This is a genomic window from Bradyrhizobium huanghuaihaiense (genome assembly GCF_007830635.1).
GTDB lineage: Bacteria > Pseudomonadota > Alphaproteobacteria > Rhizobiales > Xanthobacteraceae > Bradyrhizobium > Bradyrhizobium huanghuaihaiense.
The window spans coordinates 1-14,075 of sequence record NZ_VLLA01000028.1 but is presented as its reverse complement, the minus strand read 5'-3'; the positions used below and the strand labels follow the sequence as shown (position 1 = coordinate 14,075).

The window sequence follows — 14,075 nt, the reverse complement described above, 5'->3', positions numbered from 1 at the left end:
CACGGAAGCGCCGGTTTACAACTCGCAGCCGCCCCCACTATCGTAGAGGCAGAGACCCTGAGACATGTGCGTCAGCGCCGCATCCAGTCTCAGGTTCGTCGCATGCAACTCGGCTTTCTGATGCTTCAAACTGGTGATATCGCTATAAACGAGGATAACGCGCCCCTCTTGGGTCGGACTGCGGCTGACTCGTAGCCACCGTCCATCTGGGAGTTGAGCCTCGCTCGCCAATCCTTCGACGTCGTCAAAGACCTCACGTTGGGTAATTTCAGCTGCGGTTGATTCATCGCTCGGTACCTGGTCGGCTCGCAAAAGATCGGAATGGATAAGCTGCGAGGAGCAGCCGATGAATTCGCTCGCTCGGGAATTGATCAATGCTATCTGTCCGTTCGCATCTGTTTGTAGGAGCGTAGCCTGCGGGCCCAAGGTATCGATGCCCGAATCATGGCAGTCAGCAGCAGCCGCTCTGGAGCATGAGACGACAGATGTCCGCAGTGTCGCCGCATTGGCTCCTTCGGCGATCGGGATGCTCAATTTCCGAGGTCGGGCTCCCGTCGCCAGCATGAGCCGGTGATACGCTATTGCTGATCCGTTTGAGAGCGTGACAATACTGGCCGCGCGATCAATTGAAATCACTTCGCTGCCCTGGCGATAATCGATCCCCAAGCTCGGCAAGGCGTTCCGACGTGACAATCAATTTTGGTCCAGGGTTGACCTCGTCGCTCAGGACCGCCTTCGACAGAGGTGGGCGCTCATACGGCAGCGTACTTTCATTGCCGATGACCACCATGCCAGCAGCCTCCCGCAGAGCGACGGCAGCGGCGTTACCAGCTTCGCCCGCCCCAACGATCACTATCGTGGATTGGTTACTCACGCGACTAAACGATTTACGGGTGACGACTGCTCATCGTTCGCCGCCTCCTCAAACAGATTGCGCGCACCAGGGATTTGAGCAGGACAGCTTCCTGCCAGCGGTCCGTGGTGTCGTTGCCCAGCCGATCGCTAATTGCGTAAGGCTGTGGGCCAAGTTCGCATGCGAAGGTGAGGCGGGCATCCGCAGCAGCGCGTCTTCCAGCTCTTGAATCCGGATTTCGACCATCCAAGAAATAGGTCCAGCCAGATCTTGTGTTGAGGGAACGTGATCTCGACCTGTATCTGCTCGCGAGACGCAACACGGCCATGAAATGCCCAAGTGCGATCGAGCACTCGCCGCACCAGCGCTTCGTCCTCGTCCGAGATCGGATACCAGAATTCGCAGCTCACCAAGAAGTGCGAGAGATCGGCAAGCAGGCGCATCTCCGGAACCTGATCCATCAGGTCGAGCGTGAAGAGGAGATCCGTCGTCATCCTGTTGCGATGCGTTTCGAAGTAGATTACCCAACTTTACCCGGATGCTGAGTTCGTGCGCTGTGACCAATCCGACATCTTTTGAATAATAGCGAGCGGGGGCCAGAATTCCGCTCTTATCTCTTCTCCGCTGGCAGACCGGTTCGTCTGCTTTCTCCCAAGACTTGAGCCGCTGCCGGAGAAATCCGGCGGCGGTCTTTTTTGGGGCGTCATCATGCCCACTTGGCAGTCGAGATATCGAGGTGATTGCAGCCGGTCCGATGGACGGATAGCGTAACGATAGTCGTGCCTGACACATCCCGCCCGTTGCGCCGTCTCATGTAACGAAAAAGACGGGCTACGAAGTAGATCATGGGACGGAGCAGCACCGGAAACGATGTGATAAGTGGTTCAGGCTCATCCGAGGCCCGAACGGCGAGTTCATCGAGCTGGAAGCGCGCGCTGTCGCGGCCTCCTGATGCCGTGCACCCCCGCTGCAAATCGCTCGGAAATCTGTAATCCCGTGGGGTTCTTCAGCGGCGTCACCACGATCGCCTCCATAGAATAGCAATTAGCGACGGGGCCGCATCCAACTTTTAGCTAATGCCTATTGCAACGCCAGCTGGGATGGATTCCGGCGATATCGACGAGATCACCTCGCGAGGCAGCCCAGCATTGCCAGTCCCGAGCAGGAAATGCACAAACTGCGCTGAATTCCCCCTAGATCGTGAACCTGCTGTTGACGCTCCCAGATACGCATATCAGGTCGTCCTGAGACCGCTGTTGAGCGCGTCCTCACCAGCCAAACGGAAAAATGCATTCTCTCGAGCGACAACGATTCACCGAAGGCTTGAACCCGCACAGACTTCATCGCGGAAAGGCGGCCAGTCTTCTGGGGTCGTCAAGACAAACCCATGCTCGGGAAGCTACGGATCACAGAGCAGTCCCGCGCGTCACTTTGCTCAAGTTGGCCGCTTCGAAGTCGTCCCATCCAAAAGCGCGGCCATTGGAAATGACGATCCGTGCTGGCCAAGACTTACCAGCTCCATCTCCTCGCTCATCGTCCGTGTAAGAGCCTCGGCTGGTAGATGGATGAGTCCGCCCAGATGGGAGCCAAATCGCTTCTCCGCTGCAGTAATTTCAGAATCGCTCGCGACGGCAAACAACGCCTTGAAGCCAAGGCTTATGAACCATTCCTTCCGCCGAAGTTCGAGTAGCTCCTGTCCGGCATCAACAGGTACGCCCGCCGCCGACCGCTCGATCATAGATGCGCGCGGAAATTGGCGACGCCGGTGATGCCGGCATCCTTCAACGATTCGGCCCTATCCTCCCAGCAAGCGAACGGGTCGATCATGATTATCGCCGCATAGAGAGCGGACGTTGCCTGGTCGAGGGTTAGCAAGTCTCGCAAAAGACAGTCGTTCCAGTCCAGGATTGGCAGGGTCGCCATGACCAGCAGGAAGCCTTTTGGAAGGCTGCGCAAGGAGGGCGCGTAGACTTGCAATTGGCGCCTTTAGCTATGTCCGACATCTGTGTAGCAAGTTTGCCGCAAACTCGCTCTCAACGTTTCTACCCAATATTACCCATTTGGCCGCCTCACCAATCTTATACCCGGGTAGAGCCGGGTCTAGACCACCTATAGTTAGGTATGATCTGGGAGGAAGATCGTGTCTCACCATTGTACGGACGACCAGAGGTCCAGGCTTTGGCGCTGACGCGGTTCTTGTGGGCGGCGTGGGGCCCATGAATCAAGACATCATGCGAGTGGTCCATGATCAGAAGGGGACGATACAGTCAACTCATATTCTATCTCTAAACGACGCTGATGCGAGTGGTGGTGGCGCCGGTCGGCGCGCTGCTGCCGTTGATCGTTCCGCCCCGGAAAGCGGCGCTTGCTCTGGGCCGCAACAGCACCGTTACGGAACGGTTCGCAGTGAGGGTTGCACTAGCCTTGAACCAGCCCGGCTGATCCGGCAGCAGCGGGCATTCTCGGATCGAAAATCTCGCCCTTGATCTCGTTTGTGTAATAGGGGGTTCGAGGAAGACCACGGCTCGTGCGTGGGTTGCCGCCGGGTGGATCAGGATCGTTTAAAAGCTGGGCCGTAGCTCCCTCAATTGCTGCTGATGCCCAGCTTCATTTCGCCGTTTTACCCGAAGAACCTGATCTGGTGCTTGTACGTGTTGTTGATTGTCGGCTGAATCTTAAGACGTGTTGCAACGTAGGCCGTTTCTGGAGCGCTTTTACTCTCCTCGTCTCGAGCGCAAGCCTCTCGGCAATCAGTCAACGAACCGATCGTTCGGCGTGACTAGTGGGTTTCGCGAGGAAAAGGCTCGTCCAAATCGGCAACGCTTGCAGTCAGCGAGTCGGAGGTCGCTATGCATACCACCCTTGGCGATGCCGGCTTAGCTGCTGATCAATGCGCTGCTCTTCGTGGGGATGATGCCCGTCGACAAGTCTGCCCGGTGACCCAGCGAGAAGGAGCAATCTCATATGCGGAGGAAAGCTGCTTCGCTGTGTCCCGGGTCTTTGCCACTGAAGATCAAAAATGCTGGCGCTGTCTGGCAGGCTCTGCGCCGAGACGCTGTGATGTCGCTCGGCGTACCAATGTCGGCAACCGAACATGGTCGTGCAGCCACTAACGGCTGAAACTTGCGACTCTTCAGCCGGCACGCAGCTTGCAATGAACGGCCCGTGACATAGCGCAAGCCGCGCTATGTCATGCGCTTGTGTGCTTTCCGCCGCTTCTGCTTGACCCGGCAAGGCCCGCGAGCCTGACCGCTCGACCTCAGCCGGAGCAAATCCATGAATACATTACTCTTCTCCGCCACGCTGCTTTCGATTGCCTGCATCACCTCCACGGCGCTTTCACAGGAGCGAACGGATGCGGCGGTGACTGATGACCCATTCCTTTGGCTCGAGGAGATCGAAGGGCCAAGCGCAGTGGCTTGGGCTCGCGCCGAGAACGAGAAGACGCTCGGGGTGCTCCAGTCAGATCCTCGCTATGGGCACTTCTACGGACAGGCGCTCTCCATCCTGCAGGCCAAGGATCGGATCGCATATGTTTCATTGAAACGGCGCGGCTTGGAGAATTTCTGGCAAGATGAGAACCAGGTGCGCGGCGTCTGGCGACGCACCACGCTCGAGAGCTATCGTAGCAAAGACCCACAGTGGGAAACCATTCTCGACGTGGACGCCTTGGCGGTCGCCGAGAACAGGAATTGGATCTTCCAAGGTAGCAGCTGCCTTCCGCCTGAAGAGCGCCTCTGCCTGATTAGTCTTTCCGATGGCGGCAAGGATGCCGCGTCCATACGAGAGTTCGACTGCGACGCCAAGACCTTCGTTGCGGATGGCTTTTATCTCCCAGAGGGCAAGCAGCACGTCAGCTGGGTCGATCGTGACACACTCCTTGTTGCACGGGACTGGAACGAGGGGACTTTGACGCAAGCCGGCTACCCCTTTGTGGTGAAGGAGCTCAAACGCGCTCAGCCGCTCAGTGAGGCTCGCGAGATCTTTCGTGGCGAGCCCACCGACGTTTCGATGTCCCCCTTCGTGCTTCGTGACAGCGAGGGCAACATTCATGCGACCGGCGCGATCCGCGCAATCAGCTCTTTCGAGTCCGAGTATGTGGTCTTCCGCCCCGGTGGGCCCGTCAAGCTCAATCTGCCGAAGAAGGCCGCGATGATCGGTCTAGTGGGTAGTCACCTGCTTGTAAGGCTTGATGAAGATTGGAGGCCGCCGGGCGATATCAGCTTCGCCGCCGGATCGCTGATTTCGTATGATCTGGCCGAATGGAAACAGGATCCGATGCGCGCCAAAGCCTCGCTCGTCTTCCAACCTGGGCCCCGCCAGGCCCTGAGCGGGTTAGGCGCCACAAAGAATTTGTTGATCCTGACGATCCTTGAGAACGTTCAGAGCAGAGCGTTCGCTTATAAGTACGATCACGGAGCTTGGTCCGCGACGCCGATCCCGCTGCCGGAACATGCAAATGTCAGCCTGTCAGCCACCTCCGATGAAGCGGACCGAGCCATGTTCGCGGTCTCGAGCTATCTCAGACCAACCTCAGTCTGGTATTTTGATGCCGAAAGCAAAAGCCTTGAGGAGTTGAAGACGACACCGGCTGCCTTCGATGCGTCCAATCATATCGTGGAGCAGCTCGAAGCCACTTCGCGTGATGGCACGTCAATTCCCTATTTTCTGGTGCGGCCGAAGAACGCAAGGTTTGACGGGACGATCCCGACACTTCTTTATGGCTATGGCGGTTTCCAGGCTTCGCTTCTGCCCTCTTATCTGGGACCGGTGGGACGGCTCTGGCTCGAACAGGGCAATGCCTATGTCGTGGCGAACCTGCGTGGGGGCGGCGAGTTTGGCCCACAATGGCATCAAGCGGCCCAGACGGCAACGAAGCAGACGACATGGGATGATTTCATTGCCGTTGCCGAGGACCTGATCCGCCGGAAGATCACAAGTCCGAGCCGGCTCGGAATCATTGGCGGCAGCCAGGGCGGCCTGCTCGTTGGCGCCGCAATCACCCAACGTCCCGAACTCTTCAACGCGGCCATCATCAAGGTGCCGCTGTTTGACATGCTTCGATACACCAAACTGGGCGCAGGCGCCTCCTGGATCGGCGAGTACGGTGACCCTGCCATTGCCGAGCAGCGTGCGTGGATCGAAGGCTACTCGCCCTACCAGAAGCTGATGGCGGGCAAGACTTATCCCGCTCCCCTAATTCTTACCTCCACCAAGGACGACCGCGTGCATCCAGCGCACGGCCGCAAAGCTGCCGCGAAGCTCGCCGCGCTGGGCCAGCCTTACTTCTATTACGAGAACATCGACGGGGGGCACAGCGCCGCCGCCAACCTCAGGGAATATGCGCGTCAACTGGCCCTTGAATACACCTATGCATCGAGGCGGCTTTGTTCTGAGTAAAAACTCGGTCAGCGGGCTGAGACCATTGGTTATCTCAACGTCTTCACGGTGCTCAGCTGAATTCATCCAACCCAAGGCGAGAGAGCTGATGAGCCGCCGGCAGACGCGATGAAGGTCGTCAGATGCGCAAGTTACCGGTTTGAACAGCCTCCACCGCTGGCGAGCGGGTTTTCTGGCGTCCAACCACAACATGACGAGCGGGCGGTAAGTTGCCAGATGCGCTTCCTTGAGGATTGTCTCGCAGACCCCTGTTCGTCCGACATGGCCGGCGTGCGGCTAATATCTAAACGCGAACAGCTAAAGCGCAGCTCTGGGACTGTCTTCGTGCTTGAGAAAGCATGTCACGTAGCTCAATGCAGGCATGGCGCGGATTGATTATCCTGATCCAGGCTGCGCGAAGGAGTTCACGGCCGCCCTGTTGTTCAACGACGATCAATCCCATTCGCTTTAGCTCGGCTCCGGATGAGCGCGGCGTGTTCGAGGCTCTGCAACTCTTCTGTAAGCCGCTAGCGCGCGACGAGTGAAGCGAAGGTCAAAACGTCATCCGGATGCTGAAGCCTTGAAGCGAAGTGTGGTCGACGTCACGGCGCTTTCTGTCGTTTGCACAATGCGGCCGCAGATAGACCATGCGATAAAAAAGCGGGCACGTGACCAGCGCAGCGACGCTGGCGTCTTGCCGACCATCTTGATGGCCGGCAGACTCTTCGCTAGATCACAACGGTTCACTATGGAGATGCCGCCGTGGCAATGGGTATTGTGAAGTGGTTCAACTCGACCAAAGGTTATGGGTTCATCAGGCCTGAGGACGGAGGTCCCGATGTCTTCGTGCACATCGGTGCCGTCGAAAGGGCCGGTTACACCACTCTCGAAGAGGGGGCTCGGGTAAGTTATCAGCTCAAGGCCGGGCGTTCGGGCAAGATGTCAGCTGAGGATCTTCGGGTTGGCTGATCCGACTCGCCTCCGGAAACTGCTCTCTGCAAAGCGTGTTCTCGCACCTGTCCGGCGATGCCTTGTCAGGGCGCGCCGTGCGTTTGGCTTTTCGACGGTCTCTTCCAGCCATGAGGCTGTCTCGCAAACCGCATGACAGCGTCGATCTCCCGAGGCCGTCCACCGATCACTGCCGTCAGAGTTACAAGAGTTGCGAGCGGATCGCAGTGTGGGCGTGGCAAGATATTCCTGCGCCCCGAACCGTACGCTCGTGACCGACGCGCCGGGAAGTGCACGCCGCCGGGCTGGTGCTCCCCTGTCCAGGCGTGATGCATGTAGCTCATGAAGGTGCTCGCACAACCGGGTTCGTCCGTTATGGACCATACTGGCCGGCTGCGCTGAGGCAACAGCACGCCCGCAGCAGCTTCTCCGGCAGGATCGCAATCGGCGAATAGAGCGCGGCAAACTCGCGCTCCAGCGTCGACAGCGCCTCGTTCACGATCGTCCGGATCGCTCGCAGCGGATGGTCACGCCGCACCCGAGCCTCGAGATCGACGTGGCTGAACAGCTCGCCCGTTCGATTGTCGCCGCCGCGCACGCATCATTTCCGAATCTCGTCGGAGCCAATGAATCACGGTCGCTGGTCGGCGGCGAGCACGTTTTTCAACGGCCTGCTAGAGGCGTACCTCGCCTAAAGACTTTCGAGGATGAACGTTACGCGCGTGAATTGTATTGGGATTGGTCAAACCATCCACTTCGATAGACAGATTGGAGTAAGCGCCAAAGTCACCGCTGCGCGGCCAGTTGCTCCACCAGCTTGTCGCGTGGCCCTGCCGGGCCCGCCCTTGGACGCCTCCGGCTCGGCCTCTCGTGACTGGAAATGGGGCTCCTCATCCTCGGATGAACCCGCGCGCCACCGTACGCCACCCTCGTAGCCGAGCGACACGGACGCGCCGCCCGCCGCCATATGTGCCGGGTCGAGACCCGTTGTCCCTTCAAGGCGTCCATCTCCGCCTCCAATTGGTTCAAGCGAGCCAGCATCGCCTTGAAGGCGCCAGGGCGGCCCCTTAGTTGTTTCGTACGAGGCGGAACGCGTGCGGCTTCGATCCAAATGCATAGCACGCTGTGGAAATGTCGTTTGAGGCTTCGTTCTTAATTGTGGGACGGCAATAACTCGATCGTTGAGCGATATCATCTCGGACATGCTGCAGTCGCGGTTTCTGCAGGTGCTGCGTCACGCATGAAGGCAACAGCCAGCCCGATGCCGATGAGACCAATCAGAATCGATGCCGCAGCCAGAGACGGGACGCCGCTAGTCTCGACAAGGATGCCGCCGAGAAAAGCGCTAATGGCGATCCCCGCGAAGGTGGTCGAGCTGTTCATCGCCAGTACCAGCTTCGACCTATCTCCGGCCAGACCGAGAAGACGGTGCTGGATCGGGACGAGATACATGTAGCTCACGTTACCCCAAAAGAAGGCGATGAGCACGGTGAGGGCACCATGCTGTCTGAACGCAACCAAACCTACGAGCAGGATGAGTTGCGCGCCTACAACCGCAATGAGAACTTTATACGGGCCAAAACGGTCAGTCAGAACGCCGCACGCAACGTTTCCCGTCACGGCTCCGAAGCCGTAGGCAAAGAGTGCGGCTGAGAGCAGCGGCACCCCGGCAAGCAGAGAACCGATGATGAATACGCTCACATAGGAGTAAACGATGAACTCGGAAACGACGACGAATAACGTCACGGAAAGGATACCGTAGGTGGCCTTGGAGAGGCCTTTTGAGATCGGGCTGTTTCCGCGCTCCGGCGCCTTGGTAGCTATTCCGGACATCATCGGAGCGAAGATTTTCAATGCGAGAAGCCCGGCAATGACGACGAAACCGAATGAGAAGCGCCAGCCGATAGCATCCGCGATCCAGCTTGTGGCAGGAACGCCGGCAACCTGTGAAACAGTCATGCCGCCAAAGATGAGAGACAACGCGAACCCTTTGCGGGCTGGCGGCAGGAGTTCCACGGCCAGCGCGGTAGCCGACGGGGTGAACATCGCCGCGCCGTAGGCCGAAATGACGCGGCCTGCAGCAAGGGTGAGGAAGTTCGGAGCGATCGCGCAGATCAGGTTACCGATGATGAAGATCGAAACGGACAGAATCTGAACATTATGGCCGCTCATGGCCTTGAACATCCAGGCATTCAGCGGCGCGAAGACTGTCATTCGGCCCTTTAATTGCGGATTGTTGTCAATCACCTTTTAAACTTTCCGACGGCACGACGGTAGCGCTCGCGCTGTCGGAGCTGGTCAGGGTTGCGGAGACGGCGCGAGCGCGGCTGATGCGTACTTTGCCGGCCAGGCATTGGATCGCCCGGGCTGGTTATGTCTTCACTGGGGTCACGGTCCTTTCCGAGGTCGCGCAGCGCCTCATGATGATGTCCGGGTCGGACGCCTCAACGTTTGCAGCGGAGTACGGTCGAGCCGCCACCAGCCGAATGAACGAGGTCGCCTCAACACCGTCCCAGCGGGACATCGCCAGTCCGGCAGACCGGACCAGGAACTTGCGAGCAAATATCAGACTGGCTGCGGCTGCCCCCAGTCGAAGGATGTGCCATCGACCCAGATGCAGTGAAGGATGACTGCGATCTTTCGGGCGACAGCGACCTTTGCCTTCCTCATACCGATCCGCTTGGCGAGCTTCATGCCCCAGGCCTTGAGGGAAGACCACTTCTTTGTCCGATAGAGAAGTACGGTGGCGGCCTCAAACAAGTAGGTTCGGAGAAGCCGGTCGCCCCATCGAGATATCTTGCCGTTGATGTCAGTTTCGCCAGATTGGTTGCGCCGAGGTGTAAGGCCGAGGTAGGCGCCGACTGTCAACGCCGACAATGGGTCATCGATCGTATGGCGGAAAGTCAAGGCGGTCACCACGCCGACACCGGGAACGGTCATTAGGCGGCGCGTCGTCTCGTCCGCCTTCGCCAACTGGCGAACTTCGTCGTCGAACTTGTTCTGCTGCTGCTGACAGATATGCTCATGGATCAACAGGAGCGGCGAGATCACGCTAAGGAGTGGATGATTATCGCCCAATAGCTCGCTGACCAGGTTGCGGAACTGCTGGCCGATTGCGCGCGGGAACAGCAAGCCGTATTCTTTGATCAAGCTCCGGACCTGGTTCTCGATGTCTCGGCGCATGGACACGAGCCGGGATCTCGCGACGAGTATCGCGCGGATCTTCTGACTTTCCTCGCTCTTGACCTTGACTTCTCGATACCAATCAACCCGCACCAGTTCGGCCAGACCTCGAGCATCATTCTGATCGCTCTTGTTCATGCGTACGGACAAAGCCGCGTGGGCATGCCGCGCGTCGATGCAAACCACTGGGAGATCGACCCTACGAAGTTCATGCCATAGCCAGCTCGCCATCGCCCCGGTCTCAAATCCGATGCGCTCCGCTTGTGGCGCCCGCTTGCGAAGCAATGCCGCGAGCGCCCCGGGGGCGGACTTTGCCTTTCCTTCGAACAAGATCTGACCCACTTCGTCGACCACACATACCGACGTTTCTTTTTGCGAGACATCCAGCCCAACATATTGCTTCATGGCCCCCTCCGATTCGTGAGATTGCGGGAAGGCTTGAAGATAGCGGACCTTTTTGAGCCGCGGGCGCCGACCGCAATTACGTCATCGTCTGCAAAATTGGCTCTGACGCAGTTTTGGTGCAGCTGGGTTTATTCTGCGCCGATTAGTCTGGCTTGAAGCAGATCGATTTTGCCACGGCCGTACATTTGGCGTCTGACGAGCTTGAGGCGCGTGATCTGCCCCTCAGTCTGTCCGTTGGACCAGGGCGAGGTGATCGCCGCCCGAACCGCCGCTTCATCGTTCGTTACGCCGCGGGCGAACGATGCAACAAGACTGGCGCGAGCGCGCTCGATCCATGGGACGAGGCCCGCCTCGGTCTTGCGTCGGATCATCAGGTGGAATTCGGCGATGATCTCGCGTGCCTCGACCAGGGGTGGCACGCCAGCTTCTACCGCAGCGACGGTCACCGTCTCTGCCTTCGATAGCGTATCCCGTCCGACGGTCATGAGACGAGCGATCGTTCTGGCCGATGGAATCCGATGAAGGGTTTCGACATCAGTCTTTTCGGCCCGCCGTCTACGAGTCGTCCACTCGCCGACAACACGAAGGGAGCCTCGGAAACCGCGCGCCCGTAAGCGGCGCCAAAGTTCAGCGCCGTTTCGGCAACCGGCTGCCCATTGGTCGTCGAGCCATGGCAGGTGCTGATCGAGAGAGCTCTCCCGGGTCCGGAAGACATCATGGCGTTCGCCGCGGATCACCTGTCGCACCAGCCCCCTGCTGTGGCCCGTCTGGCGCACTATCTGCTTGATCGGCGTCCCACCTTTCGACAGGCTCAAGATGGTCGCGTTAGCCTCCTCGCGCCGGAGATAGCCCTCATATTGGAGACGCTCCGCAGCTGTTAGCAGCTCGGGATTGATCGTAGTTGCTCCGATTGCGCTGCGGATCTGGCGCATCGATTTTCGGACGGCATCGAGGTAGGCCCGGCTGGCGTTCTCCATCAAATGCCAACGATCTGCGACCTGTACCGCGTGCGGCAGGGCCTTTGCTGCGGCTTCGCCATATCCTCCGCCGCGGTCGCGGGCGACGATCGCGATCGTGGGATGGGCGGCGAGCCAGGCTTGGGCGGTCGAGGGCTCACGGTCCGGCAGCAGGGTGACCACCCGGCGCCTTTCCAGGTTGCAGATGATGCTGGCGTATCGGTGATTGCGCCGCCAGGCCCAATCATCAATGCCGATAATCCTGAGCGGGTCAGCCGGCGGACGGCTACGGCGTCGAACCACGCGAAGGAGCGTATCCTTGCTCACCGGCAGCATCAGCCGTTTTGCGAAGCCTGCCGCCGGTCGTCCGCCAAGAGCCAGACCGAGGTGATGGACAATGGAGTCCAGCCTCGCCGTGCGTCGCGCTGATGGAGCCGGCACCCCTTCGTCGAAGCGCTCAGTAAAGATTTGGCGCCCGCACAGGACGGCGTCGCAGCGGAAGCGGCGGGCGACCACCAGGAGCTGTACGATCCGCCCCGAAAGCGGGAGGTCAGTCACGCGTCGCCGATACCGGCTATGGACACGCCGAGAAACTGTTCCGCACAAGGGACACAGACCGACGCTTCCGGACGCCCGGATCTCAATCACGGCCTTATCACCTTCGTAGTACGCACTCTCTACAACAAACCCACGCGGCACCAGACTGGAGCGGTGGAGTGCTTGCTGCATGGCGTTGATTCTCCTCCAATCAAAGCGCCACGCATCCCCCAAACTGCATCAAAAGTGAGTCAGAGCCAAATTTACAGGCCGATTGACACTTTGCTGTCCCGACGAATGGCCGAGCGCTCAATGCGTTTCGGTTCTATCTGACCGATCTCTGGAGGCGGACGCTTCGGCGGCGCAGTCAGCGGACCTGTCTGACCTGGGATCGCATAACGCAGATCACCGATGACTGGCTTCCCAAGGCTCGCATCCTTCATCCATGGCCGAAGCTGCGCTTCGCCGTCAAACACCCGAGGTAGGAGCCCGGTGCCTTAATTGGGCTCGCCGGGATCTGCGCGGGGGGCGCCCAGTGATGGGTGTCCCTACCGCGAACAGAATGCGTTTGCGCCACTGTTTTTCAAGGATTTGCTTTCGGCAATATGGGCACTGCTGAGACGGCGGCCGAAGGATGAGATCGACGATGGCATGGCGTACGGCGGGCATGGTTGGTTGAGGCGGAGGCCCGTTGATTCTCTTTTTTTTGCCCCGCGTATGCGAGGCGATGATGTTGCAGGAAGGCGTAGGCAATCATTGTCATCAGGGCGTGGCGATGAAGACCTTGCCATGATCGCCCTTCGAAGTGATCAAGTCCAAGCTCCTCCTTCAACTGCTGATGCGCCTGCTCACAAATCCACCGTGCCTTAATGGTCTCATCGACGCTGAGGACAATGGCTCGGTTCGGGTAAAGCCAGACAATATCGCGCACCTTATCGACGAATAGCGGATCGCTCGACAGTTTAAATGTCTGGCTGCGGTGCGGCTGCAGGCCGAACGCCGTCCACTTTCGGCCGATCGTGGTGTGAGAAAAGCCAGTTTCCGCAGCCATCGAGCGGATCGACCAGTGCGTCCGTCGCGCGGCGTCGTACGCAATGTCCGCTCGATTACCACAGCAACCTGATCGTCGTCGATGGTTCGAGGGCGCCCAGGACGGGCTTCGTCAAGCAGGCCATCACAGCAATCCTTCAAGAATCGGCGCCGCCACTTGCCAACGGTGTGTTCATGGATGCCAAGTTTGGCAGCCACCGACTTGCTTGGCAGACTATCTGCACACCGCAGGATCGCGCGGCAGCGCTCAGATAGCGATTCGGCAACGCGATGACGACGAGCCTCTCCAAGTACGCCCGCTCCTGCGGACTAAGCACCAGCGGCGCGATCGGCCGGCCTCGCACACCCGCATTCGCCACGAGCACTCTCCTCTGTCGAGATTCGAGCTATCAACTAATGTGACGAACTTGCGTTCCAGAGGACTAGCACTACTTTGGGTGCGCCGGGAGACCGGCAAGGAGTAGATGGTGGAAGTCCATTGCGATGAAGGTGTAGCGAACCACATCGGCCCCGAGCCGTGCGCAGGCGTCCGCGAGGGTGTCGGCGAAGCGTCGGTAGGGGAGCATGCAGGCCAGCCATTGAGCCGCGAAACAGTGTTATCTCGGGAGCCGACGCTGTCCAAAGAGCGGAAGGCAACATGGATGAGTGCGCAATTGCGAGCACCCGTCCAACCCGGCGTGGTCGTAGACCCTGGCATGCATGGAAGCTCCTTGTACGGGAACCGGGATATCTCCGGGTCGGCCATCTTCCTCCTCGGAGGAGGT

At 59.2% G+C, this 14,075-nt stretch carries 10 protein-coding genes and 3 pseudogenes; 2 read left to right on the top strand and 11 right to left on the bottom strand.

The window, feature by feature from the left end:
- Window positions 1-15: 15 nt before the first annotated feature.
- From IQ16_RS46875 to IQ16_RS46865, 5 genes and pseudogenes are all read right to left on the bottom strand, one after another.
- Complete coding sequence (locus tag IQ16_RS46875; RefSeq protein ID WP_071916585.1) at window positions 16-666, bottom strand: NAD(P)/FAD-dependent oxidoreductase; 651 nt, start codon at window positions 664-666, stop codon at window positions 16-18.
- Entirely contained in the window at window positions 623-853 is a 231-nt protein-coding gene (locus tag IQ16_RS47380) for an FAD-dependent oxidoreductase (RefSeq protein WP_245289550.1), read from the bottom strand. Before IQ16_RS47380 ends, IQ16_RS46875 begins: the two co-directional genes overlap by 44 nt.
- Before the next feature lie 34 nt (window positions 854-887).
- Window positions 888-1,374: pseudogene (locus tag IQ16_RS36930) on the bottom strand (sugar phosphate isomerase/epimerase); the annotation flags it as partial.
- A gap of 914 nt (window positions 1,375-2,288) precedes the next feature.
- Window positions 2,289-2,591 carry a hypothetical protein gene (locus tag IQ16_RS46870; RefSeq protein ID WP_018645238.1) on the bottom strand — a complete coding sequence of 101 codons (303 nt, stop codon included), beginning with the start codon at window positions 2,589-2,591 and terminating at the stop codon, window positions 2,289-2,291.
- Window positions 2,588-2,809 (bottom strand): hypothetical protein, encoded by a 222-nt coding sequence (locus tag IQ16_RS46865; RefSeq protein WP_240536487.1) that lies wholly within the window; start codon window positions 2,807-2,809, stop codon window positions 2,588-2,590. The genes IQ16_RS46870 and IQ16_RS46865 overlap by 4 nt, the downstream gene beginning before the upstream one ends.
- A gap of 1,320 nt (window positions 2,810-4,129) precedes the next feature.
- Between IQ16_RS46865 and IQ16_RS36920 the strand changes: the two genes are divergently transcribed.
- Window positions 4,130-6,253 carry a prolyl oligopeptidase family serine peptidase gene (locus IQ16_RS36920; RefSeq protein ID WP_018645236.1) on the top strand — a complete coding sequence of 708 codons (2,124 nt, stop codon included), beginning with the start codon at window positions 4,130-4,132 and terminating at the stop codon, window positions 6,251-6,253.
- A gap of 741 nt (window positions 6,254-6,994) precedes the next feature.
- On the top strand, window positions 6,995-7,201 hold the full coding sequence (locus tag IQ16_RS36915) for a cold-shock protein (protein WP_018645234.1): 207 nt from the start codon (window positions 6,995-6,997) through the stop codon (window positions 7,199-7,201).
- Window positions 7,202-7,592: 391 nt separating this feature from the next.
- On the opposite strand, the pseudogene IQ16_RS36910 reads toward IQ16_RS36915, so the two are convergent.
- The 6 genes and pseudogenes from IQ16_RS36910 to IQ16_RS46040 all read right to left on the bottom strand — a co-directional run.
- Window positions 7,593-7,778 (bottom strand): annotated as a pseudogene (locus IQ16_RS36910) (transposase); the annotation flags it as partial.
- A 593-nt stretch (window positions 7,779-8,371) separates the two neighbouring features.
- Window positions 8,372-9,427, bottom strand: a complete 1,056-nt coding sequence (locus IQ16_RS36905; RefSeq protein ID WP_231166586.1) for an MFS transporter — start codon at window positions 9,425-9,427, stop codon at window positions 8,372-8,374.
- 318 nt (window positions 9,428-9,745) lie between these two features.
- Window positions 9,746-10,768, bottom strand: coding sequence for an IS110 family RNA-guided transposase (locus IQ16_RS36900; RefSeq protein ID WP_145832046.1), 1,023 nt, complete (start codon window positions 10,766-10,768; stop codon window positions 9,746-9,748).
- A 128-nt stretch (window positions 10,769-10,896) separates the two neighbouring features.
- Window positions 10,897-12,453 carry an ISL3 family transposase gene (locus IQ16_RS36895; protein ID WP_018645229.1) on the bottom strand — a complete coding sequence of 519 codons (1,557 nt, stop codon included), beginning with the start codon at window positions 12,451-12,453 and terminating at the stop codon, window positions 10,897-10,899.
- Window positions 12,454-12,844: 391 nt separating this feature from the next.
- Window positions 12,845-13,135, bottom strand: a pseudogene (locus IQ16_RS46045) (IS701 family transposase); the annotation flags it as partial.
- The gene (locus tag IQ16_RS46040) at window positions 13,090-13,509 is read right to left on the bottom strand and encodes a helix-turn-helix domain-containing protein (RefSeq protein ID WP_370157543.1); all 420 of its coding nucleotides are present in this window, start codon (window positions 13,507-13,509) and stop codon (window positions 13,090-13,092) included. The pseudogene IQ16_RS46045 and the gene IQ16_RS46040, both read right to left, overlap by 46 nt.
- Window positions 13,510-14,075 lie beyond the last annotated feature (566 nt).